Source organism: Streptomyces sp. NPDC046215, from assembly GCF_040646215.1.
GTDB lineage: Bacteria > Actinomycetota > Actinomycetes > Streptomycetales > Streptomycetaceae > Streptomyces > Streptomyces stramineus.
In genome coordinates, this window is sequence record NZ_JBEYZW010000021.1 from 54286 (window position 1) to 80167 (window position 25882).

A 25882-nucleotide genomic window follows, 5' to 3' on the forward strand; every position below is an offset into this window, starting at 1 on the left:
TGCGTGAAGCTAGTTAACTAGAATAGGGCTAGTGGACTAGATTTTCCATATGCGTGAGCAGCCGCCTTACCTCCGCGCCGCTGACCTGCTCAGACAGCGCATCGCGAACGAAGAGTGGGTACCGGGCGACCGGCTGCCGTCGCGTGCCCAACTCGCGGAGGAATGCGGCGGCGTGGGCGAAAACGTCATTCGCCGAGCCCAGGAACTCCTCATCTCGCAGGGCGTCCTGGAGGGGCGGGCCGGCTCCGGAACGTTCGTCGCCGAGCCTCGCCAGCGCCTGCGCATGGTTCGCTCACAGTCGCGTGAACAGCGCGGTGGGTCGCCCTTCGCCGCGGACATGTCGGCGCTCGCCAAGCGGGGAACCTGGGAGAGCAGCACGGAAGCGAAGCTTCCTGCGCCCGCGGACATCGCCGCTCGCCTCGGCATCTCCGAAGGGGATCTCTGCGTGCGGACGTCGTACGAGTTCCTCGCGGACGGCAAGCCCGTGCAGCTCTCGACCAGTTGGGAGCCGTACGGCATCACCGGTGGCACGCTGGTCGTTCTGCCCGAGGGCGGCCCTCACGCCGGCAAGGGCGTGGTCGACCGCATGGCGGAGATCGGCATCACGGTCACCCGCGCGGTGGAGCAGCCGGAGCCCGGACACGCGACGGCCGAGGAGGCAACCCTCCTCGGCGTGCAGCGAGGCGCGCTCGTCACGCGCATTCAGCGGACGTATTACAGCGACGACGGGCGGCCCGTCGAAACGGCGGACATCGTCGTGCCCGCCGCCTTCGGCGTCATCGTCTACGAGGTGCCGGTCAGCTAGCCGACGGGTAGTTCCAGCGGTAGTAGGCGAGCGCCTGCGCCCGCGCCTCCACGACGGCCATGCGCGCGTCGCGCTCCGCCGCGTCCGTGTGGGCCGCCTGGCCTGTCGCCTGGCCGGGCCACTTGCGGTAGAGGAGTCCCACGTCGCGGATGAACCACCCGCGGCTGACGGAGTCCAGCGCGAGCAGGAGGCCGGTGTCCTCCGAGGCCGGCAGCGCCATCCAGCCTCCCAGGGCGAGGAGCAGGTCGCGTCGGACGCACAGCGTCGCCGGGTGCACCTGGGCGCGGTAGTTGTGTGCGCGCCAGTGTTCGAGCACGGCCCCGCGCTCGACCGGGCCGTCTTCCGGGTCCTGGTCGAAGCCCACGGTGGAGCCGTCAGGCAGCAGGTCCAGGACGCGGGACGTGGTCCAGCCGATGCTGGGGTCACGTTCCAGGACGGCGATGTCGCGGGCCAGGGCGCCCGGGGCGAGTTGGTCGTCGGCGTCCAGGATCTTGACGTACTCGCCGTCGGCGTGGGCCAGGGCAATGGTCCGGGCGACACCGGGGCCACCGCTGCGGCCCTGCCGGAAGGTCACCCGCTCGTCGCTGGGGACGTGAGGGGCGACTTCGTCCCCCTTGCCGTCCTCCTGGATGACCCAGTGCCACTCCCAGCCGTCGGGGAGCTCCTGGTCGCAGAGCGACTTGTAGGCGTCGTGCAGGTGGTGAGCGGACGGTGCGTGCACAGCCGTGATGATGATGATGCGCCGACGCACGGCACTCACCACCTTTCCAGGGGAGTGGTGAAGAGCATTTCCGTACGGTCGCCGGGCAGCGTGATGTCGGAGAGCTCCACAACGCGGTCATGGGTGTCGTACGAGGTCTTCCGGAGCAGGAGCACCGCGGTTCCCGGCGGCAATTCCAGCTCTTCCGCCTCTTCCGGTGTCGGAGGGCGGGCTGTGACGTGCTCTTCGATGCGGTCGAGCTCGATTCCGACGGTGAAGAGCTGGCTCTGAGTGCCCCCGGGCCAGGGCTCCTTGGAGTCGTCCAGGAGATCCGGGTTCTCCGCGACCAGGTCACGGACGAGGTAGGAGGTCACCAGGGCGAACGGCGCGCGCTCGGCGGCGTACCGCGTGCGGTACGTGCGCTCGACGAGGACCTCGCCCTCAGGGACGCCGAAGGCGTCCGCGATGGCCTTGTCGGCCTTGATCTCGCGGTAGGCGGCGTGGAAGACGAGATCGTTCACCTGTAGCCCGGTGTCGTGCTCGGTGGCGCCGGTCTTCGCCCTCAGCGGCTCGGGCTCGCGGGCGCGGCCCTTCTCCCACTGATGCCTCGTGTTCGTGCGCAGCACCGCGGTGCGGGCCTGGCGGACGAAGTTGCCGCGCCCGTGCTGCTTCTCGATCAAGCCTTCGTCGCGCAGAAGCCGGAGAGCCTCACGGATGGTGGGAACGCTCCGCCCGTACTTGTCCGCGAGCGCGGTCTCCGCCGGAAGCCGTTCGCCGGGCTTCAGTTGACCTGCACGGATGGACTCCCGGATGCCGTCCGCGATCCGTTCGTACGCCTTTGCCATCGTGCTCACCGTCCTCTTGCGCCGACCGTCCTCAGCATACGACTCCTAAAGAGGTCTTGACGACTTCCTGAGAGCTGCGTCATAGTCTGGACAACTCCTAAAGAGGACTTGAGGAGAAGACCTCTTGATGAGTTAGGGCGCCCGGAGGATCGCAACCCGAAGGAAGCGCTGGTGCCTTGAGAACTGCACAGAGTGCCTGGACGAACGAGTGTTTTTGATCTCCGGTGCCGCCATGAGTCGTTGGCGCCGGAGGTGATGACCACTCGTCTCCGAACCGACCGGCCTCTCGGGAGCTCCACCCCCGGGAGCGGGCCCGCGCCTGTGCCGGTTTCCTGCGCCTACTCCCGAAGGGGGACCGATGAAGCTCGCTATCGGCGATATCGTCCAAGGCCGCCACGAGGTGGCCCTCGGCACCGTGGCCGGGATCACCGACCACGGTGACGGAAGGCTCGTCGTCGTGCGGATGCCCGGCGGGGGGCTTCGCCTCCTCGACCCCGGCGACTTATCGCTCGTCGCCCGCCGCGCGGCGTCGGCCACGACCGGCCGCAGCATCGCGACCCTGATCGTCTTGGGCATCGCGTTGGCCGCCGCCTTCATCGGCTGCCGCTCGGCTGAGGAACTCGGTGCCGACTGGCTGCTGACCTTTCTCGCCGGCCTCGGCAGCTACCAGGCCGTGGTGAGTGCGTACCAGTGCTGGCTCCACCTCACCGGCCCCCGGCGGTTTCGCGTCTGAGCGCGATCCGGCCAGGGGCGGCGGCCGGACGAGCGAGCCTGCTGCCCCTGGCTCTCCCATCCCCGTCCAGGATCTGGAGAGGCCATGCACGCGTACGTCGTCCACCAACCTGCCGACAGGGTGGTGGAGTCAGAGGGAACCACCCTGGGGATCGAAGAGTCGCAGGGAGCGGACGCCGAGGACTTCAAGGAACTCTTCCTCGGGAGCCCCGGGGAGTCCGCCGAAGAGCGCGCGGCCCGCACGTCCGCCGCCCGCGATGTCCTGGAGGAGCTCCGGGATCAGAGCGACGCGGACGAGTTCGCCCGTCTGAACGCGCGGTACGCGGCGAAACTCAGCAGCCTCGCGGCGATGAGGAGCAGGGCCCACGCACAGCAGGACCGCCAGGCGGGGAGGGCCGCGTGACGGCTCCCACCGCCTTGAGCGACCAGCCGTCCGACGCGCTGGGACCGGGCCCGGACCACCCCGCAGCCCCGACTGCCTCCGGCCGGCCCGGGGCCGAGGCTCCGGGGGAGACGGTCGTCGACCGGCCGTACGAGCCTTCGGGCCCCAGCCTGGCCCAAAGGGCGCAGGGCGCGAAACGCCGTCCCGTCATACCGGCGTGGGCGAAATCGCGTCAGGAGTTCCGCGCCGCCGGTAAGGGCGTCGCCGCCTATGCCTGGCACATTTCCGCGTACCACGCGGTACGGACGCCCTGGTACACGGTCCGTCTGGCGCTGCAAGCGCCCAGCGGCGTCGCACGGTTCGTCGGCGGTTCCCTGCGCTGGGTCGCAGATGCCGAGGGCGAGCCGTTTCGGCAGTCGGCGGCGGCCAACGAGGACATCAACAAATATCTTCAGCTCTCGCGCCAGAGGGATCGCCGTGTGCGCTGGCGGGCGACGGTCGCCGTCGTCGCCTCGATCGCGGGGCTCGCCGTGGCGCTGGCGCTGTACGTCATGGCGCCGTCGTGGCTGCTGGGCTTCTGCGGCTTCGCCGTGACGATGGCGGCGGGCCGGCTGGGTCAGCCGGCCGACGCCCCCGTCATCCGCCGAGCCGTGGAAATCCCGAAGGCGACCAGGCTCACCAGCGACGTGGTGCTCCGGGCCCTTGGCGCCCTGGGCATCCCCGCGATCAACCAAGCTCAGTCGAAGGGCGGGGACGGTTTCGCCTTCACCGCCCCCATCACCCGTGACGGCCCTGGATGGCTGGCCGAGGGTGACCTCCCGCACGGCGTCACGGTCACCGACGTCATCGAGCGCCGGAGGAGACTGGCTTCCGGCCTTCGCCGCCCCTTGGGAACGGTGTGGCCTGAGGCCGTTCCCGACGAGCACACCGGGCGGCTGAGACTGTGGGTCGGCGATCAGGACATGTCCCGGACCAAGCAGCCGGCCTGGCCCCTCGCGAAGTCCGGCACGGTGGATCTCTTCAAGCCCGTCGCATGGGGCACCGACCAGCGTGGGCGAGGAGTGGAGATCACCCTCATGTACCTCGCGGGTGTCATCGGTGCCATTCCGAGGATGGGCAAGACGTTCCTTCTCCGTCTCCTGCTGCTCATCGCAGCGCTCGACCCGCGTGCCGAGGTCCACAGCTACGACCTGAAGGGAACCGGTGACCTCGACCCCGTCGGGAGCGCCGTCAGCTACCGGCACCGGGCAGGCGACGAAGACGAGGACATCCTCTACGCCCTGACCGCCATGCGGGAACTCCAAGCCGAGTTGCGGCGCCGCACGAAGGTGATCCGCACACTGCCCCGGGACATCTGCCCCGAGTCGAAGGTGACCACGGAACTGGCGTCGAAGCGGTCCCTCCGGCTGCATCCGATCGTGGTCGGGGTGGACGAGTGCCAGAAGTGGTTCGAGCACCCGACGTACGGCAAGGAGCTCGAAGCGATCTGCACCGACCTCGTCAAGCGCGGCCCGGCGACGGGCATCGTGCTGCTGCTGGCCACCCAACGGCCGGACGACGACAGCTTGCCGAAGGGGATCTCCGCGAACGCGTCGGCCCGTTGGTGCCTGAAGGTCATGAGCCACGTCGAGAACGACATGGTGCTCGGCACCGGCGCGTACAAGCGGGGCGTCCGGGCGACGTTGTTCGCCTGGGGCGACAAAGGCATCTGTTACTTCCTCGGGGAGGGCGCGGATGCCCGGATCGTCCGGGCGGTCGAGATCGACGCCTTGGCGGCGGAAGGCATCGCCCAGCGGGCGCGGAAGATGCGCGAGCGCCTCGGCACACTCGCCGGATACGCGCTGGGGGAGCAGCCCGCGACCGAGGCCGGCCCTTCCTACGACCTGCTCTCGGATCTGCTCACGGCCCTTCCGGATGGCAAGCCGAAGCTCTGGAACGAGGCGATCGTCGCCGGCCTCGCGGAGCTCCGGCCGGCTGTGTACGGCACGTGGACGCCGGAGCAGCTCACCGCGGCCTTGAAGCCGTACGGCATCCACACCGTTCAGGTGTGGGGCACCACCGAAGACGGCAAGGGCGCGAACCGGCGTGGGATCAAGCGCGCCGATGTCCTCGCAGTGATTGCCGACCGTGACGACCGAGGTGCCGCGGCATAGCCGCCGTCGACGCTAGGTCTAGCGGCCCATCCCGCTAGACCTAGCACCCCCGCTAGCAGCCATAGGCGTATCTGACCTGCGTGCTAGCGCCTAGCGGTGCTCATCGAGCACCTGCCGAATCCCACCCGGGGAAGGTTCTGATGAGTTCCTTGCTCCACGCTATGCCCGGCCTCACATTCATCACTCTCTGCTACGCGCTTCTCTGCGCCGCCAGCCCGTTCGGGACCTGCCGCAAGTGCCAGGGCTGGGGCGCCGTGATCCGGCAGAGCCGCAACGGACGGCTCAAGCGCGGCCGCGAGTGCCGGCGCTGCGAGGGATACGGCAAGCGCATCCGCGTCGGCCGGCGCCTCTACAACGCCACCGTCCGCCTCCACCGCGACGGCGTTCGCTGATCCCTTCAAGGAGCCCCTCCATGTCCTTCTCGATCTCCGCGCTCCTGCTGTTCGGTCTGCTCCTGGCCATGCTCATCCGCTCGAAGTCCCTCGGCATCGGCAGCGCCCTGGTGGCCGTCCTCTTCGGCTACTACCTGAGCCGCACCGGCGCCGCCGCGCCCATCGACCAGGTCATGGGCGCCCTAGGCGACGCCATTCCCGATCTCGACCAGTGAGAGGAACACCCATGACAGACGTGAAAGAACGGAACACCGCCCGGATCTCGCTCATGGCTTCGGGGGAGTTACGCGACGCTCTGACAGCTCTCGAAGAAGGCAAGGGACCAGCGGCCGTCGCCGCGCTCATGGCCATCGACCCCACCTCGTGGCAGGCCATCGAACACCGCATCGCGGCGGTCATCGGCACCGATCTGCGAACGCTCTTACTCCGGGCCGCGGAAAGCGACGCGGAGGCCCCGGCCATCGACTGACGGCCCCCTGTGCGGCTCCGGCTCCTCCGGGAGGCAGAGCCGTGCGGAGGGTCGGACAGCCCGGCCCGTGCTCCACCAGTTGGAGGACGCCCCATGTCCCACACCACCATCGCGTGGTTCGACAGCTTGACCGCGAGCGTGTTCGCCCTCGGGGCCGCGGCTCGCGAGACGCGGCTCGCCCGCCAGGCGGCGCAGGTCGCCACCTGGCACATCGAGCCGGCCCGCCTGCGGGCGGTGATCGGCGACGTGAACATCAGCGGGGAGTACAGGATCAGCCCCCAGGACGTCGCCCTGAACCAGATCCGCGGCTTATGCAGGGCCTACCAGAGCGTGACCACCGACCTGTACGAGAACCTCGCACTCGCCTACGCGTACGGCACGGCCGGCGCCCTGCTGGCGGTCGTCAAGGGATATCGCCCGAGGTACGCCGAACTCCGGCGCGACCGGACCGAACGCTACGAACTCCCCGACGGCCCGCTGCCGGACTTCCGCGGAGACCTCGGCAACTGGTCCGGGCAGAGGCGCCTGGCTCTGCTGCGGTCCCAGGTCGGAGCGCGCCGGACGGCCCGGTACACGGGTCCGAGCGAGGGCACGCCGACCGGCCTGGCGGACTGCGCGTACGCCTACGGGGAGCAGGCCGAGATGGCCCTCCACCATCAGCTGCTCTCCGCATATCGGGCGCAGGGAGCTCCGGAGGTGGAGCAGTGACGACCGGACCCCACACCACCGAATCGGCCTCCGCCTACGGGAACGCCCCCGGGATCACGTCGGAGATCGGCTGGGTGATCAGGCACAGTCGCCGCCGTCCGTTCGACGACGAACGGGAGTTCTGGCTCCGCAAGGCCGCCGTCTTCGACCGCATGGCGCTCGACGAGGCGGCCAGGTTTGCCCCGGAGGTCGCCGCACCGGCCGCCGAAGCCTCGGTCGAGGTCGCGCGACAACTGGTCGACTACGACATCGCGCACAGCGGCCTGAGCCTCAAGGCCGCCGAGATCGTGACCGCCGAGGACTGCCTCGCGTACGTGCGCCACGAGTACCTCAAGTGGAACCAGGACCAGCTCCACTGACTTCGCCCGGGGCAGCGGCCCTCCGCCAAAGAAGCCCGCTGCCCCGGCCTCCCCATCCCGATGCAGGAATCAGGAGGTGGCATCAGCATGCACCACGGCGACGTGCGCCCGCTGTCCGGGCCCCGAGACAGGAGAGAGAACGGCAGTAGCGCAGCCCAAGTCCCGGACGAGAAGCTCACCGTCAAGGAGGTCATCGGCGACCTCAGAATCGCCCCGTCGACCTTCTACCGGTGGCGCCGCCTGGGCAAGGCTCCCCGCTCGATCAAGCTGCCGAACGGGGACGTGCGAATTCGGCGGTCCGAGTACGACCGGTGGCTCGCGGAGCGGGAGGACGCCGCGTGAGCGAGGAAAGCGAAACCTCGGCCGGGCGGTCTCGCGGATTCGCCCGGCCGGGGTATTCCTTCGACGTCAAGCTGTGGAAGGTCACCAAGACCGGCCGGAAATCCCGCCCGTACCGTTTGCGTTGGGTGGTCGCCGGCCGAGTGCATGGCGGCACGTTCACCACATCCGCGCTCGCCGACAGCCGGCGGGCAGAGCTGTGGCAGGCCATGCGCCGGGGAGAGGCGTTCGAGACCGAATCGGGTCTGCCCGAGTCCGAGGTGCGGGCGGCTGCCGAAGTGGCCGAAGCGTCGGCGGCCGAGCCGTCTTTGCGGTGGTTCGAGTTCTGCCGGAAGTACGTCGCCGGCCGGTGGCGTACGAGCGCGGCCAAGACCCGCGAGGGCATGGCAGACGGCCTTGCGGCCGTCGCGCTGGCCATGGTGATGCGGGAGGACGGCGCCCCTGAGAACGGGTGTCTGCGGTTGGCGTTTCGATGGGGCATCGTGCCCGCGAACGCTGGGCAGGAGCCGCCGGCCGAGCTGAAATCCGCGTACGACTGCCTGACGGTGGCGGACCGGCCCGTCACTGATCTGCTTGACCCGGAAGTGTTCGAGGACGTGATGTACCGCCTCGGCTACCGGCTGGACGGCAAACCGGCAGCACGAGAGACGTACAAGCGCCGCCGCCGCGTCCTGAACACCGCACTCGAACACGCCGTGATCACGGGAGAACTTCCGGAGAACCCTCTCCAGAAAGCCCGCAATAAGCAGGTGGGTTCCAGCGCTGTGGTGGACCGGCGTGTCCTCCTGAACGCTTCACAGGGGAGGCAGTTGCTCACAGCCGTCTCCTACGTAGGCTCATGGGAACGCAGTCGCGGACGCCGCCTGGTGGCGTTCTACGCAGTCCTGTACTACGCGGGGCTGAGGCCGGCTGAAGCGGTCGGACTGCGACTCTCGGACTGCCGCCTTCCGGAAACCGGCTGGGGCACACTGACGCTGCGGGAGACGCGGCCCGTCTCCGGTAAGCAGTGGACCGACTCGAGGGAGCGGCACGACCGCCGTGGCCTGAAGGCTCGTGAAGCATCCACTGACCGGCCGGTCCCCATCCCGCCTGTCCTCGTCACGATTCTTCAGGAGCATCTGAAGAGGTTCGGGACGGCCAAGGAGGGGCGCGTCTTCGGCAACGAGCGCGGGGGAGTAGTCGGCTCGTCCACCTATTGGCGGGTATGGGAGGAAGCGCGGGGGTACGCGCTGCCGCCGGACCGCGTCGAGTCACCGCTGGCCGGGCGCCCCTACGATCTCCGGCACGCGTGCATCACACGGTGGTTGAACGCCGGGGTCCCGATCGCCGAAGTGGCCCGCAGGGTCGGCAACTCCCCGGAGGTGATCCACCGCCGCTACCACGGTTGCATCGACGGCCACGAAGAAGCAGCCAACGCAAAGATCGCGAAGGCGCTGGAGGAGGAAGGCGACACAGCATGAGGAGTGTGTCGGAGATGTGTCGCGAACGCTGAGCGACAGCAAGAAAGAGCGGGAGTCAGTGAGACTGACTCCCGCTCTCTCATGTCGGCATCCGCCCTGGCCACACCAGAGAATTCTCTGGATGACCGGCGAGTGCCCCCGGCAGGATTCGAACCTGCGCACACGGCTCCGGAGGCCGTTGCTCTATCCCCTGAGCTACGGGGGCGTGTCGTCCGCGTTTCGCGGTGACGTGGAGAACACTACCAGCTCCACAAGGGTGCCCCGCAACGTGCTTTGGGGGAGGTCAGGGGAGTCGTGGGGGTGGGGTAGCGCATGGGGTGGGGGCGGGGGAGATGGTCGGGGAAAGCTCGCCCGCACGGGGTGGAAGTGGGGAAAACCCGGACGCAGCGTGGTGGGCGCGCTTACCCTCGGGGTGTGCCTGGCTTGTCCGGCCGGGTCCTTGTCGTCGACGACAACAAGGTCATCCGGCAGTTGATCAGGGTCAACCTCGAGCTCGAAGGCTTCGAGGTCGTGACCGCGGCCGATGGTGCCGAGTGCCTGGAGATCGTGCACCGCGTACGCCCCGATGTGGTGACCCTGGACGTCGTCATGCCCAGGCTCGACGGGCTGCACACCGCCACCCGGCTGCGGGCCGACGCGCGGACGCGGGACATACCCATCGCGATCATCAGTGCCTGTACCCAGCTGGAAGTCGACAGCGGGCGGTCCGCCGGGGTCGACGCGTTTCTGGCGAAGCCGTTCGAGCCGACCGAGATGGTGCGGATCGTCAGGCGGCTGATGCGGCACCGCAAGGGAGAGGGCGACGACGGGTCGCCGGGGGCCACGGCCCCCGGGGACGCGGAGGGGCTGCACCGTACCGCCCCGCCCAAGGGCGTCGAGTCCGTCTGCGGCGCGGAGTCCGTCCGCGGCCCGGAGTAGCAGCGGGGCAGCGGTGTCCGCCCCGTGAAACCGGTTCGCTAAGGCACCCCCCTTCTCGCCTAGGCTGGGGGTTGTGACCCCCGCAGACCTCACCCGCACTGTGCTGCACACCGTGCGCCGCGCCGTCGAGGCCGACGAGCTGCGCGCCGCCGTGCCGGAGCGGGTCACCGTGCGGGTTCCGCCCCGGCCGGGGTGCGGCGACTACGCCACCAACGTCGCCCTGCGGATCGCCAAGGACACCGGCCGCCCGGCCACCGAGGTCGCCGAGGTGCTGCGCCGCCGGCTGGCCGCCGAGCCGGGCATCGCCCGGGTCGACATCGCCGGGCCCGGCTTCCTCAACATCACCCTCACCGGCACCGCGCAGACCCGGCTCGTGGCGGACCTCCTCGACGGCCACGAGGCAGCGCCCCCGCTGCCGCTGCCCGAGCCGCCCCCCGAGCTCCTCGCCCGGCTCGGCCCCGACGCCGCCCGCTGGAGCCTGCTCTGCCCGCCCGGCCTCGACCGCGACCTGCTGCTCGTCCAGCGGGAGAGCAACCCGCTCTTCCGCGTCCGGTACGCCCACGCCCGCAGCCAGGCACTCCTGCGTAACGCCCGTGACCTGGGATTCGCGTCCGAGCCGGGGGACATTCACGGCGACGCCGCCCCCCTGCTCGCCGTCCTCGCCGACCACCCCCGCGTCACGGCCGCCCGCGCCCCGGACCGGCTCGCCCGGCACCTGGAGCGGCTCGCCGAAGCCTTCCTCCGCTGGACGGCGGCGTGTCCCACGCTGCCCCGCGGTGACGAGAAACCCTTGGCCGTTCACCGAGCCCGTCTGGCCCTCGCCGAGGCCACGGGCAAGGTGCTGGCTGACGGCCTGAACCAGCTCGGCATCACCGCACCCGCACACCTCTGAGGAGATCAGAGCCATGAGCCGCTCCGCCCACCCCGCCGGGCCCCGCTACGCCGACGTCCTCCCCGAGGGGCACTACGCCGCCCCGCCCGCCGACCTCAACGCCCTCGACGCGCGCGTGTGGTCCCGGACCGTCACCCGCGACGCCGAAGGAGCCGCCACCGTCGGCGGCCTGAGCGTCCGGCAGCTCGCCGAGGAGTTCGGCACCCCCGCCTACGTCCTCGACGAGGACGACTTCCGCGCCCGCTGCCGCGCCTGGAGCGACGCCTTCGGGCCCGACGCCGACGTCTTCTACGCGGGCAAGGCGTTCCTCTCCCGCGCCGTCGTGCGCTGGCTCCACGAGGAAGGGCTCAACCTCGACGTCTGCTCCGCCGGGGAGCTGGCCACCGCCCTGGACGCCGGGATGCCCGCCGAGCGCATCGCCCTGCACGGCAACAACAAGTCCGTCGAGGAGATCACCCGCGCCGTCGAGGCCGGCGTCGGGCGGATCGTCCTCGACTCCTTCCAGGAGATCGTGCGCGTCGCGCACATCGCCCAGCGGCTCGGCCGGCGCCAGCGGGTCCAGATCCGCGTCACCGTCGGCGTCGAGGCCCACACGCACGAGTTCATCGCCACCGCCCACGAGGACCAGAAGTTCGGCCTCGCGCTCGCCGGCGGCCAGGCCGCCGAAGCCGTCCGCCGGGCCCTGAAGCTCGACGGCCTGGAGCTCATCGGCATCCACTCCCACATCGGGTCGCAGATCTTCGACACCTCCGGCTTCGAGGTGGCCGCCCACCGCGTCGTCGGGCTGCTGAAGGACATCCGCGACGAGCACGGCGTCGAGCTCCCCGAGATCGACCTCGGCGGCGGCCTCGGCATCGCCTACACCCCCGACGACGACCCCCGCGAGCCCGCCGAGATCGCCGCGGCGCTCCGCGACATCGTCACCCGCGAGTGCGCGGCGGCCGGCCTCGCCGTGCCGCGGCTGTCCGTGGAGCCGGGGCGCGCGATCGTCGGCCCGACGGCCTTCACGCTGTACGAGGTGGGCACCATCAAGGAGCTGCCGGGCCTGCGGACCTACGTGAGCGTCGACGGCGGCATGTCCGACAACATCCGCACCGCGCTCTACGACGCCGAGTACAGCGTCGCGCTCGTCTCCCGGACGTCCACCGCCGCGCCGATGCTCTCGCGCGTCGTCGGCAAGCACTGCGAATCGGGTGACATCGTCGTACGCGACGCCTTCCTGCCCTCGGACCTGGCGCCCGGCGACCTCCTCGCGGTGCCCGCCACCGGCGCCTACTGCCGCTCCATGGCGAGCAACTACAACCACGCCCTGCGCCCGCCGGTCGTGGCGGTCAAGGACGGCACGGCACGGGTGATCGTCCGGCGCGAGACCGAAGAGGACCTTCTTCGCCTCGATGTCGGCTGACGGAAACAAAGATCTCGGATACTGGACGGGGGTCCGAAACCCCCGTCCGGTGAGTGAGACTGGTGCACTACCCGAAATGTATGAGGCTGTGTCGATGAAGAGCAGGGGTCGGATGATGCGTACGCGTCCGCTGAAAGTGGCGCTGCTGGGCTGTGGAGTGGTCGGCTCAGAGGTGGCGCGCATCATGACGACGCACGCCGACGACCTGGCCGCCCGCATCGGGGCACCCGTCGAGCTCGCCGGCATCGCCGTCCGCCGCCCGGGGCGGGTGCGGGACGGGGTGCCCGAGGAGCTGATCACCACCGACGCCACCGCGCTCGTCAAACGCGGCGACATCGACGTGGTCGTCGAGGTCATCGGCGGCATCGAGCCGGCCCGCACCCTGATCACCACCGCCTTCGAGCACGGCGCGAGCGTCGTCTCCGCGAACAAGGCGCTGCTGGCCGGCGACGGCGCGGCGCTGCACGCCGCGGCCGAGAAGCACGGCGCGGACCTGTATTACGAGGCCGCCGTCGCGGGTGCCATCCCGCTGGTCCGGCCGCTGCGCGAGTCCCTCGCGGGCGACAAGGTCAACCGGGTGCTCGGCATCGTCAACGGCACCACCAACTTCATCCTCGACAAGATGGACACCAGCGGCGCCGGCTACTCCGAGGCGCTCGACGAGGCCACGGCCCTGGGGTACGCCGAGGCGGACCCGACCGCCGACGTCGAGGCGTTCGACGCGGCCGCCAAGGCCGCGATCCTCGCCGGCATCGCCTTCCACACCCGGGTGCGCCTGGACGACGTCTATCGCGAGGGCATGACGGAGGTCACCGCCGCGGACTTCGCTTCCGCGAAGCAGATGGGCTGCACCATCAAGCTGCTCGCCATCTGCGAGCGCGCCGCCGACGGGCAGTCGGTCACCGCCCGGGTGCACCCGGCGATGATCCCGCTGAGCCACCCGCTCGCCTCCGTCCGCGAGGCGTACAACGCGGTCTTCGTCGAGGCCGAAGCGGCCGGTCAGCTGATGTTCTACGGGCCCGGGGCCGGTGGCGCGCCGACCGCCTCCGCGGTCCTCGGCGACCTCGTCGCGGTCTGCCGCAACAAGCTCGGCGAGGCCACCGGCCCCGGCGAGTCGGCCTACACGCGGCTGCCCGTGAGCCCGATGGGCGAGGTCGTCACGCGCTACCACATCAGTCTCGACGTCGCCGACAAGCCGGGCGTCCTCGCCCAGGTGGCCACGGTCTTCGCCGAGCACGACGTCTCCATCGACACGGTCCGCCAGAAGGGCAAGGACGGCGAGGCGTCCCTCGTCGTCGTCACCCACCGGGCCCCCGACGCGGCCCTCTCGGCGACGGTCGGGGCGCTGCGCGGTCTGGACACGGTCCGCGGGGTCGCGAGCATCATGCGCGTCGAAGGCGAATAGGGAGTAACGAAAGCAATGTCTGCGAATAACGGCCGCCCGGCCTCCGGCACCCACCAGTGGCGCGGCATCATCGAGGAGTACCGCGACCGCCTCCCGGTCTCCGCCGACACGCCGGTCGTGACGCTGCGGGAGGGCGGCACCCCGCTGGTGCCCGCGCAGGTGCTCTCCGAGCGCACCGGCTGCGAGGTCCACCTCAAGGTCGAGGGCGCCAACCCCACCGGTTCCTTCAAGGACCGCGGCATGACCATGGCCATCACCCGGGCCAAGGAGGAGGGCGCCAAGGCCGTCATCTGCGCCTCCACCGGCAACACCTCCGCCTCCGCCGCGGCCTACGCCGTCCGGGCCGGAATGGTGTGCGCCGTCCTGGTGCCGCAGGGCAAGATCGCGCTCGGCAAGATGGGCCAGGCGCTCGTCCACGGCGCGCGCATCCTCCAGGTCGACGGCAACTTCGACGACTGCCTCACGCTGGCCCGCGGCCTCTCCGAGCAGTACCCGGTGGCGCTGGTCAACTCCGTGAACCCGGTGCGCATCGAGGGCCAGAAGACCGCGGCCTTCGAGATCGTCGACGCGCTCGGCGACGCGCCCGACATCCACGTCCTGCCCGTCGGCAACGCCGGCAACATCACCGCCTACTGGCGGGGCTACCGCGAGTACGCCACCGACGGCATCTCCACCCGCAACCCGCGGATGTGGGGCTTCCAGGCGTCCGGCTCCGCGCCGATCGTGCGCGGCGAGCCGGTGAAGGACCCGCACACCATCGCCACCGCCATCCGGATCGGCAACCCCGCCTCCTGGCAGTTCGCCGAGGAGGCGCGGGATCAGTCCGGTGGCCTCATCGACGAGGTGACCGACCGACAGATCCTGGCCGCTTACCGCCTGTTGGCCTCCCAGGAGGGTGTCTTCGTCGAGCCCGCCTCGGCCGCGAGCGTCGCCGGCCTGCTCAAGGCCGCGGAGCTGGATCTGGTGGACCCCGGCCAGCGGATCGTCTGCACGGTCACGGGCAACGGTCTGAAGGACCCGGACTGGGCCGTGGCCGGCGCCCCGCAGCCCATCACCGTTCCGGTGGACGCCACGGTGGCCGCGGAGCGGCTCGGTCTCGTCTGAGGGTCCGTTCCCGGGGCTCCGCCCCGGACCCCGTGTCCTCAATCGCCGGACGGGCTCGATGTCGAGCCCGTCCGGCGATTGAGGACAACAACAAATCAGCCCAGCACGCCGCATATCCGGCGCGCCGCAGGCGACACGCATCGTGCGCCTCCCGTGCGCCCTATGTCGCCGCAGAACCTTCCTTCGATAGGCTGTACTCACTCCGCCCCGTCGCAGACCCTGCCGCCTCCCACGGAGGCGTCGCCGTCACGGCCCCTCGCGGATGTTGCACGCCCCACCGAGGCCACACCAAGGAGAGTCATCGAGCGATGGCCGGTCCCGCCTTCCGCGCCGCCGCTGTCCGCGTGCGCACCCCCGCCACCAGCGCAAACCTCGGCCCCGGCTTCGACGCCCTCGGCCTGTCCCTGGGGCTCTACGACGATGTCGTGGTCCGGGTCGCCGAGTCCGGGCTGCACATCGACATCGCAGGCGAGGGCGCCGAGACCCTGCCGCGTGACGAGCGCCACCTGCTCGTCCGCGCCCTGCGCACCGCTTTCGACCTGCTGGGCGGCCAGCCGCGCGGCCTGGAGGTCGTCTGCGCCAACCGCATTCCGCACGGGCGCGGCCTGGGCTCCTCCTCCGCGGCCATCTGCGCGGGGATAGTCGCGGCCCGCGCGGTGACGATAGGCGGGGCGGAGAAACTCGACGACGCGGCGCTGCTGGAGCTCGCCACGGAGATCGAGGGCCATCCCGACAATGTCGCGGCGTGTCTGCTCGGTGGTTTCACCCTGGCGTGGATGGAGTCGGGGGTCGCCCGGGCCATCCGGATGAATCCTTCGGATTCCGTCGTTCCGGTGGTCTTCGTGCCGTCGAAACCCGTGCTGACCGAGACGGCGCGCGGCCTGCTGCCGCGCAATGTCCCCCATGTGGACGCGGCGGCCAACGCCGGCCGCGCGGCACTGCTCGTCGAGGCCATGACCAGACGCCCCGAGCTGCTGCTGCCGGCCACCGAGGACCGCCTTCACCAGGAATACCGTGCCCCGGCGATGCCGGAGAGCGTGGCCCTGGTCAACCGACTGCGGGCGGACGGCGTCCCCGCGGTCATCTCCGGTGCGGGCCCCACGGTCCTGGCACTGGTCGAGAACGGTGCGGCCGACAAGGTCGCACGGCTGGCGGGCGAGGGGTGGGCGGCCAACCGGCTGGCCCTCGACGCCGGGGGGACGAGCGTGCTGCCGCTCGCTTGATCACCGCGGAGCCGGGGGGCCACTCCGGGTCAGCGAAAAATAGCGGTTGCCGGTCTTTGAGAGGGGGAATGTTTGTGGGATCCGGTAGTGTTAACCTCAAGTCTGCACTCGACGCCACATCGGCTCGGTGCTCTGTGTCCCGATCAGGGACCGCTTTTCTTCCGGGAGCCTCCCAAACTGCCTGAGCAGCCTGCCTGAGCAGTTTCGAGCATGCTCCGGAATCGGTGTGGGTGACATGAGTGAAGTTGATACGCCATGTCTTCATCTCATTCTTCATGCCGGAACCAATGAACTGATTCTTCCGCCGTACCGGCGGACCACCGCCCCGGCCCGGTCCGCACAGCCAGACCGCAGCCGGACAGCACAACCGGTCGCCGAGCCAGACAGGCCGACGCCCGCTCCAGGGAAGGACCCCTTCGTGAGCGACACCACCGATCTGATGGGCGTGAACGCCGCCGGCATGGCCAACAACGCCGCCGGCAATGCCTCCGCGCCCGCCACGGACGCTCCCGCCGCGCCTGCCACCGGTGCTGCCACTGCCCCCAAGCGGCGACGCTCGGGCACGGGCCTCGACGCCATGGTGCTGGCGGAGCTCCAGCAGCTCGCCTCCGGCCTCGGCATCAAGGGCACCGCGCGGATGCGCAAAGGCCAGCTGATCGAGGTCATCAAGGAACGGCAGGCCGGCTCCGCCGCGCCCGCCAAGGCCGAGCAGGCGTCCGCGGACGCCACCGAGACCAAGCCGAAGCGCCGCGCCACCTCCAAGGCCCGTACGGGTGAGGCGGCCGTCGCCGAGAAGCCGGAGACGGCCAAGGCGGAGAAGGCCGTCAAGGCCGACAAGCCCGCCGAGAAGGCCACCGCGCAGCAGATCGAGATCCCGGGCCAGCCGGGCAGCGACGAGCAGCCGGCCGGCGAGCGCCGCCGCCGCCGGGCGACAGCGCCCTCGGGCAGCCCCGAGCCGGTCGCCGAGGCCAAGGCGGAGGACCGCACCGAGGCCAGGGCCGAGGCCGCACTGGACAGCGCCGAGGGCAAGGGCGCCAAGGGCGCCGACCGCCAGGACCGCGCCGAGCGCGGCGAGCGGGGCCAGAAGGGCGACCGCCGCGACCGCGGCGACCGCCAGGAGCGCGGCGAGCGCCAGGACCGCGGTGAGCGGGGCGAGCGCGGCCAGCGCGGCGACCGTGACCGCGACCGCGGCGAGCGCCAGGACCGCCGCGGCAACCGCGACGGCGCCGGCCAGCAGGGCGGCGACCGCCAGCAGCAGCGGGACAACCGCGGGCCGCAGGGCCCCCAGGGCGGCCCGCAGGACGACTACGACGACGAGGCGGGCGGCCGCCGTGGCCGCCGTGGCCGCTACCGCGACCGCCGTGGCCGCCGTGGCCGCGAGGAGGGCGGTTTCGGCAACGAGCCGCAGGTCTCCGACGACGACGTCCTGATCCCCGTCGCGGGCATCCTCGACATCCTCGACAACTACGCGTTCATCCGGACCTCCGGCTACCTGCCGGGCCCGAACGACGTCTACGTCTCCCTCGCCCAGGTCCGCAAGAACGGCCTGCGCAAGGGTGACCACGTCACCGGTGCGGTCCGGCAGCCCAAGGACGGCGAGCGGCGCGAGAAGTTCAACGCCCTCGTCCGCCTCGATTCGGCCAACGGCATGTCGGCCGAATCCGGCCGCGGCCGCCCGGAGTTCGGCAAGCTCACCCCGCTCTACCCGCAGGACCGCCTGCGGTTGGAGACGGACCCCGGTGTGCTGACGACCCGGATCATCGACCTGGTCGCGCCGATCGGCAAGGGCCAGCGCGGTCTGATCGTGGCCCCGCCGAAGACCGGCAAGACCATGATCATGCAGGCGATCGCCAACGCGATCACCACCAACAACCCCGAGTGCCACCTGATGGTCGTCCTGGTCGACGAGCGTCCGGAAGAGGTCACCGACATGCAGCGGTCGGTCAAGGGCGAGGTCATCTCCTCGACCTTCGACCGCCCGGCCGAGGACCACACCACCGTCGCCGAGCTGGCCATCGAGCGCGCCAAGCGCCTCGTCGAGCTGGGTCACGACGTGGTCGTCCTGCTGGACTCGATCACCCGTCTGGGCCGTGCCTACAACCTGGCCGCCCCGGCCTCGGGCCGCATCCTGTCCGGTGGTGTCGACTCCACGGCGCTCTACCCGCCGAAGAAGTTCTTCGGTGCGGCGCGCAACATCGAGGACGGCGGCTCGCTGACCATCCTGGCCACCGCGCTGGTCGAGACCGGCTCGCGCATGGACGAGGTGATCTTCGAGGAGTTCAAGGGCACCGGCAACATGGAGCTCAAGCTCGACCGGAAGCTCGCCGACAAGCGCATCTTCCCGGCGGTCGACGTCGACCCGTCCGGTACCCGCAAGGAGGAGATCCTCCTGGGCGCCGACGAGCTGGCGATCGTCTGGAAGCTCCGCCGGGTGCTGCACGCCCTGGACTCGCAGCAGGCCATCGAGCTGCTTCTCGACAAGATGAAGCAGACGAAGTCCAACGCCGAGTTCCTGATGCAGATCGCGAAGACGACGCCCTCCTCGGGCAACGGCAACGACTGATCCGCCGCAGGCGGCGTTAAACACAGCACGGGACCTCCCCGCCACTTCGGCGGGGAGGTCCCGTGCTGTGCGTTATCAGTCCGTGATCTTTTGAGATGTGCGCCACAGCGCGACCGCCCCGAAGTGGCCGAAAGGCGCCGACCCGGATTGACCGAAAGCGCAGGTGGCGGCGGGCGGCGGAGATCCACTCCCGGGCCGGCGGCCGCCGGATTTCTAAGAAGGTCCTCATCACTCGCTGTGCAACCCTGGCGCAGGCTTCTCCGTCATGACAGGTACGGAAGGCCCGCCTGGCACCGACCCGGGGCGGCAGGGGGTGGCCCGGAGAACAGCGGAGGACTGAGGATCGCATGGCTGACGACAGCAAGAGCACGGGCGCGGGCGCGCACCGCCGCCGTGCCCGCGGGTCCGGCGGCCGGCGCCGCAAGGTCCGCGCCCGCCGCAAGGGCTGGCGCATAGCCGCCTGGACGACCGCCGGGGTCGTCCTCGCCGGTGGTGCCGGAGCGGGCTTCCTCTACTTCAAGTTCAACGGCAACCTCCACAGCGTCGACATCGACGCCGCGCTGAAGAACCGCCCCGAGAACGTCGACAACGGCTCACAGGACATCCTCGTCCTCGGCTCCGACTCCCGGGCCGGCGCCAACCGCGCCTACGGGCGCGACGAGGGCAGCTCCCGCTCCGACACGGCGATGATCCTGCACGTGTACGCGGGTCACAAGAAGGCCAGCGTCGTCAGCATCCCCCGGGACGCCATGACGGCCCGCCCCGAGTGCCGGACGCCCGGCGGCAAGACCAGCCCGGCCGTCAAGCGCGCCCAGTTCAACGAGGCGTTCTCGGTGGGCGGCGCCGCCTGCGCCGTCGCGACCGTCGAGAACATGACCGGCATCCGCATGGACCACTACATGGAGGTCGACTTCTCCGGCTTCCAGAAGCTGATCGACAAGCTGGGCGGCGTGAAGGTCACCACGACCAAGCCCATCCACGACAAGTGGAGCCACCTCGACCTGGAGCCCGGCACCCACAACCTCAACGGTGAGCAGTCCCTCGGCCTCGTCCGCACCCGCAAGGGCGTCGGCGACGGCAGCGACCTCGGCCGGATCAAGCTCCAGCAGGCCTTCATCAAGGCCCTGCTGAACCAGGTCAAGTCCGTGGGCCTGTTCACCAGCCCCACCAAGCTCTACGGGCTCGCCGACAGCGCCACCAAGTCGCTCACCACCGACAGCAAGCTGGCCTCCGTCGACAAGCTGCTCTCCTTCGCGAACGGCCTCAAGGGCATCGGCTCCGAGGACATGCAGATGGTGACCCTGCCGGTCATGGACGACCCCCTGGACCGCGACCGGGTCATCCCCATCCCCGAGGCCACCAAGGAGCTCTGGGCGGCGCTCAACGCCGACCAGGAGGTCCCCGAGTCCGTGCTCAAGGCCGCGGGCGGCAAGAACCCCGCCGACGGCGTGGTCAAGTGATGACCGGAGGGTGACCCTCCGGTTACCCTGCGATGACTCCCCGCTGACCCCGCGGTGCCCGGGCGCCCTTGCGGCCCCGCCCGCCGGGCCCCCCGAGCCCCGGGAATAACCGGCTGCCACCTCTCGTTTTGGGGGATACGGCCAGTCCTGGCAAACTGGTACGTCGGCCCCGGTTCACGTAAGGCAATCCCGCCTCTACGACCCGGAGCCCTCCCGAACCTAGGAGATCCCCTTGAAGCGCGAAATCCACCCGGATTACGTCGAGACCCAGGTCAGCTGCACCTGTGGCGCCTCGTTCACCACGCGTAGCACCGTCGCCGACGGCACCATCCGTGCCGACGTGTGCTCCGAGTGCCACCCGTTCTACACGGGCAAGCAGAAGATCCTCGACACCGGTGGCCGCGTGGCGCGGTTCGAGGCCCGCTTCGGCAAGGCCGCCGCGGCCAAGAAGTAGCGACCCGCAGGCGCCGGTTCCCGGTCGCCCTCCGCGTGCGAGGGGCGACCGGACCGGCGCTTTGTCGTCCAGCAGGCCCGTCACTTCCAGCTAGGGAAACTTGATGTTCGAGGCAGTCGAGGAACTCATCGGTGAGCACGCCGACCTCGAGAAGCGGCTCGCCGACCCCGCCGTGCACGCGGACCAGGCCAACGCCCGCAAGCTCAACAAGCGCTACGCGGAGCTGACCCCGATCGTCGGCACCTACCGCTCCTGGAAGCAGGCCGGCGACGACATCGAGACCGCGCGCGAGTTCGCCGCCGACGACCCGGACTTCGCCGCCGAGGTCAAGGTGATCGAGAAGCAGCGCGAGGAGCTCACCGAGAAGCTGCGCCTGCTGCTCGTCCCGCGCGACCCCAGCGACGACAAGGACGTCATCCTCGAGGTCAAGGCCGGAGCGGGCGGCGACGAGTCGGCCCTCTTCGCCGGCGACCTGCTGCGGATGTACCTGCGCTACGCCGAGCGCGTCGGCTGGAAGACCGAGATCATCGACGCCACCGAGTCCGAGCTGGGCGGCTACAAGGACGTCCAGGTCGCCGTCAAGACCAAGGGCGGCAACGGCGCCACCGAGCCCGGCCAGGGCGTCTGGGCGCGCCTGAAGTACGAGGGCGGGGTGCACCGCGTCCAGCGGGTGCCCGCCACCGAGTCCCAGGGCCGGATCCACACCTCCGCGGCCGGCGTGCTCGTCACGCCCGAGGCCGAGGAGGTCGACGTCGAGATCAACATGAACGATCTGCGCATCGACGTCTACCGCTCGTCGGGCCCCGGCGGCCAGTCCGTCAACACCACCGACTCCGCCGTCCGCATCACCCACCTGCCGACCGGCGTCGTCGCCTCCTGCCAGAACGAGAAGAGCCAGCTCCAGAACAAGGAGCAGGCCCTGCGCATCCTGCGGTCCCGGCTGCTGGCCGCCGCCCAGGAGGAGGCCGAGCGCAACGCCGCCGACGCCCGCCGCAGCCAGGTGCGCACCGTCGACCGCTCCGAGAAGATCCGGACGTACAACTTCCCGGAAAACCGGATCTCGGACCACCGCGTCGGATTCAAGGCGTACAACTTGGACCAGGTGCTCGACGGCGACCTGGACCCGATGATCCAGGCGTGCGTCGACGCCGACTCCGCCGCGAAGCTCGCTGCCGCGGGCGACGGAAGCTGACGGGCGGCTGCGCGCGTCCCCTGACGGGGCCGCGCGGGACCGGCCGTGAGGACAACGGGAGAGGATCAACGTGAACCTGCTGCTCGCCGAAGTGGCGCAAGCCACTCAGCGGCTGGCCGACGCCGGCGTACCTTCTCCGCGCTTCGACGCGGAGGAGCTCGCCGCCTTCGTGCACGGCGTCAAGCGGGGTGAGCTGCACAATGTGGCGGACGCCGACTTCGACGCCCGCTACTGGGAGGCCGTCGCCCGCCGCGAGGCCCGGGAACCGCTCCAGCACATCACCGGCCGCGCCTTCTTCCGCTACCTGGAGCTCCAGGTGGGCCCCGGCGTCTTCGTGCCCCGCCCCGAGACCGAGTCGGTCGTCGGCTGGGCCATAGACGCCGTACGGGCCATGGACGTCGTCGAACCCCTCATCGTCGACCTCTGCACCGGCTCCGGGGCCATCGCCCTCGCCCTCGCCCAGGAGGTGCCCCGCTCCCGGGTGCACGCCGTCGAGCTCGACGAGGGTGCCCTCGGCTGGGCCCGCAAGAACGTCGAGGGCTCCCGGGTGACCCTCCACCACGGCAACGCCCTGACCGCGCTGCCCGAGCTCGACGGCCAGGTCGACCTCGTCGTCAGCAACCCCCCGTACATCCCGCTCACCGAGTGGGAGTACGTCGCCCCCGAGGCCCGCGACCACGACCCCGAGCTCGCGCTCTTCTCCGGCGAGGACGGCCTCGACACCATTCGCGGCATCGAGCGCACCGCCCACCGGCTGCTGCGCCCGGGCGGCGTCGTCGTCATCGAGCACGCCGACACCCAGGGCGGCCAGGTGCCGTGGATCTTCACCGAGGAGCGGGGCTGGGCGGACGCCGCCGACCACCCGGACCTGAACAACCGCCCCCGCTTCGCCACCGCGCGAAAGGCGATGCCGTGAGCACGGCACATCAGACATTCGCCCCGTACGAGGAGGTCCGTTAATGGCACGGCGATACGACTGCAGCGACGCGACCGACCGCAAGACCGGTCTGCGCGAGGCCGTCGCCGCGGTCCGCCGCGGTGAGCTGGTCGTGCTGCCCACCGACACCGTGTACGGCATCGGTGCGGACGCCTTCAGCCGGGACGCCGTCGGCGACCTCCTGGAGGCCAAGGGCCGCGGCAGGGGCATGCCCTCGCCCGTCCTGGTCGGCTCCCCGAACACCCTGCACGGCCTGGTCACGGACTTCTCCGAGCAGGCGTGGGAGCTCGTCGACGCCTTCTGGCCCGGCGCGCTCACCCTCGTCGCCAACCACCAGCCCTCGCTCACCTGGGACCTGGGGGAGACCCACGGCACCGTCGCCGTCCGGATGCCGCTGCACCCGGTGGCCATCGAGCTGCTCACCGAGTTCGGCCCGATGGCCGTCTCCAGCGCCAACCTCACGGGCCACCCGGCGCCGCAGACCTGTGACGCCGCCCAGGAGATGCTCGGCGACTCCGTCTCCGTCTACCTCGACGGCGGCACCACCCCCGCCGACGTGCCCTCCTCCATCGTGGACGTCACCGGCAAGGTGCCCGTCCTGCTGCGCGCCGGTGCCGTCAGCGCCGAGCAGCTCCGCGAGGTAGTGCCCGACCTCGAGGTGGCGAATTGATCGCCCCGCAGGGGCGTGGCATAGCGGGACCGGACACGGACAGTTCCACCGACACCTTCCGCATCCTCCACGTCAGCACCGGCAACGTCTGCCGCTCGCCCATCACCGAGCGGCTGACCCGCCATGCCCTCACCGACCGCCTCGGCGACCCCCTCACGGGCGGCCTGGTGGTGGAGAGCGCCGGCACCTGGGGCCACGAAGGCGCCCCGATGGAGGCGCACGCCGCCACCGTCCTGGCCGACCTCGGCGCGGACCCGCAGGGCTTCATCGGCCGGGAGCTCCTCGACGAGCACGTCATCCGCGCTGACCTGGTCCTGACCGCCACCCGCGACCACCGCGCCCAGGTCATCTCCATGGGCCACTCGGCGGGCCTGCGCACGTTCACGCTCAAGGAGTTCACCCGGCTGGTACGGGCCATAGACCACGCGACCCTCCCGGACCCCGAGCAGGCCGGCGGGGTGGTCGACCGCGCCCGCGCCCTGGTGCAGGCCGCGGCCGCGCTCCGCGGCTGGCTGCTCGCCCCGAACGCGGAGGCCGACGAGGTCCACGACCCCTACGGCGCCCCGATCACCTTCTTCCGCTCGATCGGCGACGAGATCAACCAGGCGCTCGATCCGGTCGTCACCGCCCTCACCGGGGTCCCCACCAGGACCTGAACACCTGCGACCGCACGGTTACGGGCCTACATTGGGGACACCACCCCTTGAGAGGTCCGGAGCGAGCGCCATGCCGGTCACCGCAACCCCTCCCCACACCCACTGGGGCCCCGACTTCGCCGCGCTGCGCCGCGCGGACCCGGAGCTGGCGGGCCTGGTCCTCGCCGAGCTGGAGCGCCAGTCCACCGGGCTCCAGCTCATCGCCGCCGAGAACTTCACCTCGCCCGCGGTCCTCGCCGCGCTGGGCTCGCCGCTCGCCAACAAGTACGCCGAGGGCTATCCGGGCGCCCGCCACCACGGTGGCTGCGAGTTCGTCGATCTGGCCGAGCGCATCGCCGTCGACCGGGCCAAGGCCCTGTTCGGCGCCGAGCACGCCAATGTCCAGCCGCACTCCGGCTCCTCCGCGGTGCTCGCGGCTTACGCGGCGCTGCTGCGGCCGGGGGACACCGTGCTGGCCATGGGCCTGCCGCAGGGCGGCCACCTCACCCACGGGTCGCCGTCGAACTTCTCGGGCCGCTGGTTCGACTTCGTCGGCTACGGGGTGTGCCGGGACACCGGGCTCATCGACTACGCGCAGGTGCGCGCCCTCGCCAGGAAGCACCGCCCGCAGGCGCTGGTGTGCGGCTCGATCTCCTATCCCCGCCACCCCGACTACGCCGCCTTCCGTGACATCGCGGACGAGGTGGGGGCGTATCTCATCGCGGACGCCGCCCACCCGATCGGGCTGATCGCCGGGGGCGCGGCGCCCAGCCCCCTCCCGTACGCGGACGTGGTGTGCGCGACCACCCACAAGGTGCTGCGCGGGCCGCGCGGCGGGCTGATCCTGTGCGGGGCGCGGCTGGCGGGCCGGATCGACCGGGCGGTGTTCCCGTTCACCCAGGGCGGCGCGCAGATGCACACCGTCGCGGCGAAGGCGGTCGCGTTCGGCGAGGCCGCCACGCCGGCGTTCACCGCCTACGCGCACCAGGTCGTCGCCAACGCCCGGGTCCTCGCGGCCGCGCTGGCCGCCGAGGGCCTGACGGTGACCACGGGCGGCACGGACACGCACCTGATCACGGCCGAGGTCACGGACTTCGCCATGGACGCGGCGACGGCCCGGGCCGCCCTCGCGGCCTGCGGCATCGTCCTGGACACCTGCGGCCTGCCGCGGGCCGGCGGCGGCGTGGTGCACGGCCTGCGGCTGGGCACCGCGGCGGCCACCACGCAGGGCATGGGGGAGGCCGAGATGGTGCGGATCGCCGGGCTGGCGGCGGCCGCGCTGCGCGAGGGCGCCACGGAGCCGGGGCTCCGCGAGATCCGCTCGGCGGTCCGGGAACTGGTGAGCGCGTTCCCGCCGTATCCGGCTCAGCCCGCCTCTTGACGTTCTTTCCGGTTCTCCGGTGCGGAAGAAGTGCTTTCCGCTGTCGTGGAGAAGGTGCGGAAACAGGGCCGCGAGATGCGGCAGAGCATTGTTTCGCACATGATCAATTCATCGTACATGCATGTATTCGTCAAGGAATTTCGGGCCGCCGCCGGGGAGGCTTGGCCGGTCCGGTGCCGTGCATTTCGGTCTTTTCCCCCAGAGGGTGCCGTTCGTCCCGTTGCCCGCTCGGCGCGGGGCGGGGGAGCGGGCGCGACGAGCGCGGCGCCGGGCCGCCGCCGGGGCGCGAGCCGCCGTCA

General features: G+C 70.8%; 27 protein-coding genes and 1 tRNA gene. 25 read left to right on the forward strand and 3 right to left on the reverse strand.

The genetic code is table 11. From position 1 onward, the window contains the following. The first annotated feature begins 49 nt into the window (after positions 1-49). On the forward strand, positions 50-805 hold the full coding sequence (locus tag ABZ951_RS12275; RefSeq protein WP_344089760.1) for a GntR family transcriptional regulator: 756 nt from the start codon (positions 50-52) through the stop codon (positions 803-805). Here ABZ951_RS12275 and ABZ951_RS12280 read toward each other — a convergent pair. Both ABZ951_RS12280 and ABZ951_RS12285 read right to left on the reverse strand, forming a co-directional pair. Beyond that, positions 798-1568 carry a glycosyltransferase family 2 protein gene (locus ABZ951_RS12280; RefSeq protein WP_361279768.1) on the reverse strand — a complete coding sequence of 257 codons (771 nt, stop codon included), beginning with the start codon at positions 1566-1568 and terminating at the stop codon, positions 798-800. The genes ABZ951_RS12275 and ABZ951_RS12280 overlap by 8 nt on opposite strands. After that, positions 1562-2350 carry a GntR family transcriptional regulator gene (locus ABZ951_RS12285; protein WP_344089804.1) on the reverse strand — a complete coding sequence of 263 codons (789 nt, stop codon included), beginning with the start codon at positions 2348-2350 and terminating at the stop codon, positions 1562-1564. The genes ABZ951_RS12280 and ABZ951_RS12285 overlap by 7 nt, the downstream gene beginning before the upstream one ends. A gap of 358 nt (positions 2351-2708) precedes the next feature. Between ABZ951_RS12285 and ABZ951_RS12290 the strand changes: the two genes are divergently transcribed. From ABZ951_RS12290 to ABZ951_RS12335, 10 genes are all read left to right on the forward strand, one after another. Next, positions 2709-3083, forward strand: coding sequence for a hypothetical protein (locus ABZ951_RS12290; RefSeq protein ID WP_344089762.1), 375 nt, complete (start codon positions 2709-2711; stop codon positions 3081-3083). An 84-nt stretch (positions 3084-3167) separates the two neighbouring features. Continuing rightward, positions 3168-3485 carry a hypothetical protein gene (locus ABZ951_RS12295; RefSeq protein WP_344089763.1) on the forward strand — a complete coding sequence of 106 codons (318 nt, stop codon included), beginning with the start codon at positions 3168-3170 and terminating at the stop codon, positions 3483-3485. Then, entirely contained in the window at positions 3482-5617 is a 2136-nt protein-coding gene (locus ABZ951_RS12300; protein WP_344089764.1) for a cell division protein FtsK, read from the forward strand. Before ABZ951_RS12295 ends, ABZ951_RS12300 begins: the two co-directional genes overlap by 4 nt. 161 nt (positions 5618-5778) lie before the next feature. Then, complete coding sequence (locus ABZ951_RS12305; protein WP_344089765.1) at positions 5779-6009, forward strand: hypothetical protein; 231 nt, start codon at positions 5779-5781, stop codon at positions 6007-6009. A 20-nt stretch (positions 6010-6029) separates the two neighbouring features. Beyond that, positions 6030-6224, forward strand: coding sequence for a hypothetical protein (locus ABZ951_RS12310; protein WP_344089766.1), 195 nt, complete (start codon positions 6030-6032; stop codon positions 6222-6224). A gap of 11 nt (positions 6225-6235) precedes the next feature. Further along, positions 6236-6478: a hypothetical protein gene (locus ABZ951_RS12315; RefSeq protein WP_344089767.1), complete on the forward strand. Its 243-nt coding sequence runs from the start codon at positions 6236-6238 to the stop codon at positions 6476-6478. Positions 6479-6571: 93 nt separating this feature from the next. Beyond that, positions 6572-7186: a hypothetical protein gene (locus ABZ951_RS12320; protein WP_344089768.1), complete on the forward strand. Its 615-nt coding sequence runs from the start codon at positions 6572-6574 to the stop codon at positions 7184-7186. Next, positions 7183-7545 carry a hypothetical protein gene (locus ABZ951_RS12325; RefSeq protein ID WP_344089769.1) on the forward strand — a complete coding sequence of 121 codons (363 nt, stop codon included), beginning with the start codon at positions 7183-7185 and terminating at the stop codon, positions 7543-7545. Before ABZ951_RS12320 ends, ABZ951_RS12325 begins: the two co-directional genes overlap by 4 nt. Positions 7546-7632: 87 nt before the next feature. After that, positions 7633-7887, forward strand: a complete 255-nt coding sequence (locus tag ABZ951_RS12330) for a helix-turn-helix domain-containing protein (protein ID WP_344089770.1) — start codon at positions 7633-7635, stop codon at positions 7885-7887. Further along, positions 7884-9344 carry a tyrosine-type recombinase/integrase gene (locus ABZ951_RS12335; RefSeq protein WP_344089771.1) on the forward strand — a complete coding sequence of 487 codons (1461 nt, stop codon included), beginning with the start codon at positions 7884-7886 and terminating at the stop codon, positions 9342-9344. The genes ABZ951_RS12330 and ABZ951_RS12335 overlap by 4 nt, the downstream gene beginning before the upstream one ends. 133 nt (positions 9345-9477) lie before the next feature. On the opposite strand, the gene ABZ951_RS12340 is transcribed toward ABZ951_RS12335, so the two are convergent. Further along, positions 9478-9549: transfer RNA gene (locus tag ABZ951_RS12340), tRNA-Arg, on the reverse strand. 107 nt (positions 9550-9656) lie between these two features. Between ABZ951_RS12340 and ABZ951_RS12345 the strand changes: the two genes are divergently transcribed. From ABZ951_RS12345 to glyA, 14 genes are all read left to right on the forward strand, one after another. Then, on the forward strand, positions 9657-10262 hold the full coding sequence (locus ABZ951_RS12345) for a response regulator (RefSeq protein ID WP_344089772.1): 606 nt from the start codon (positions 9657-9659) through the stop codon (positions 10260-10262). A gap of 73 nt (positions 10263-10335) precedes the next feature. Next, on the forward strand, positions 10336-11154 hold the full coding sequence (nrtL, locus tag ABZ951_RS12350; protein WP_344089773.1) for an ArgS-related anticodon-binding protein NrtL: 819 nt from the start codon (positions 10336-10338) through the stop codon (positions 11152-11154). 13 nt (positions 11155-11167) lie between these two features. After that, positions 11168-12559 carry a diaminopimelate decarboxylase gene (lysA, locus tag ABZ951_RS12355; RefSeq protein WP_344089774.1) on the forward strand — a complete coding sequence of 464 codons (1392 nt, stop codon included), beginning with the start codon at positions 11168-11170 and terminating at the stop codon, positions 12557-12559. A 112-nt stretch (positions 12560-12671) separates the two neighbouring features. Then, positions 12672-13964 (forward strand): homoserine dehydrogenase, encoded by a 1293-nt coding sequence (locus tag ABZ951_RS12360; RefSeq protein ID WP_344089805.1) that lies wholly within the window; start codon positions 12672-12674, stop codon positions 13962-13964. 15 nt (positions 13965-13979) lie between these two features. Further along, positions 13980-15068: a threonine synthase gene (thrC, locus tag ABZ951_RS12365; protein ID WP_344089775.1), complete on the forward strand. Its 1089-nt coding sequence runs from the start codon at positions 13980-13982 to the stop codon at positions 15066-15068. Between the two features lie 308 nt (positions 15069-15376). Beyond that, positions 15377-16291, forward strand: a complete 915-nt coding sequence (gene thrB / locus ABZ951_RS12370; RefSeq protein WP_344089776.1) for a homoserine kinase — start codon at positions 15377-15379, stop codon at positions 16289-16291. 460 nt (positions 16292-16751) lie between these two features. After that, positions 16752-18854, forward strand: a complete 2103-nt coding sequence (gene rho, locus ABZ951_RS12375; protein WP_361279782.1) for a transcription termination factor Rho — start codon at positions 16752-16754, stop codon at positions 18852-18854. A gap of 347 nt (positions 18855-19201) precedes the next feature. Beyond that, positions 19202-20314, forward strand: a complete 1113-nt coding sequence (locus ABZ951_RS12380) for an LCP family protein (protein WP_344089777.1) — start codon at positions 19202-19204, stop codon at positions 20312-20314. A gap of 232 nt (positions 20315-20546) precedes the next feature. Beyond that, positions 20547-20768, forward strand: a complete 222-nt coding sequence (gene rpmE, locus ABZ951_RS12385; RefSeq protein ID WP_344089778.1) for a 50S ribosomal protein L31 — start codon at positions 20547-20549, stop codon at positions 20766-20768. Between the two features lie 103 nt (positions 20769-20871). Further along, positions 20872-21960 carry a peptide chain release factor 1 gene (gene prfA / locus ABZ951_RS12390; RefSeq protein WP_344089779.1) on the forward strand — a complete coding sequence of 363 codons (1089 nt, stop codon included), beginning with the start codon at positions 20872-20874 and terminating at the stop codon, positions 21958-21960. A 70-nt stretch (positions 21961-22030) separates the two neighbouring features. Then, positions 22031-22876 carry a peptide chain release factor N(5)-glutamine methyltransferase gene (gene prmC / locus ABZ951_RS12395; protein ID WP_344089780.1) on the forward strand — a complete coding sequence of 282 codons (846 nt, stop codon included), beginning with the start codon at positions 22031-22033 and terminating at the stop codon, positions 22874-22876. A gap of 43 nt (positions 22877-22919) precedes the next feature. Continuing rightward, complete coding sequence (locus ABZ951_RS12400; RefSeq protein ID WP_344089781.1) at positions 22920-23567, forward strand: L-threonylcarbamoyladenylate synthase; 648 nt, start codon at positions 22920-22922, stop codon at positions 23565-23567. Continuing rightward, complete coding sequence (locus tag ABZ951_RS12405; RefSeq protein ID WP_344089782.1) at positions 23564-24223, forward strand: protein-tyrosine-phosphatase; 660 nt, start codon at positions 23564-23566, stop codon at positions 24221-24223. Before ABZ951_RS12400 ends, ABZ951_RS12405 begins: the two co-directional genes overlap by 4 nt. A gap of 70 nt (positions 24224-24293) precedes the next feature. Next, positions 24294-25583 (forward strand): serine hydroxymethyltransferase, encoded by a 1290-nt coding sequence (glyA, locus tag ABZ951_RS12410; protein ID WP_344089783.1) that lies wholly within the window; start codon positions 24294-24296, stop codon positions 25581-25583. Positions 25584-25882: the final 299 nt, after the last annotated feature.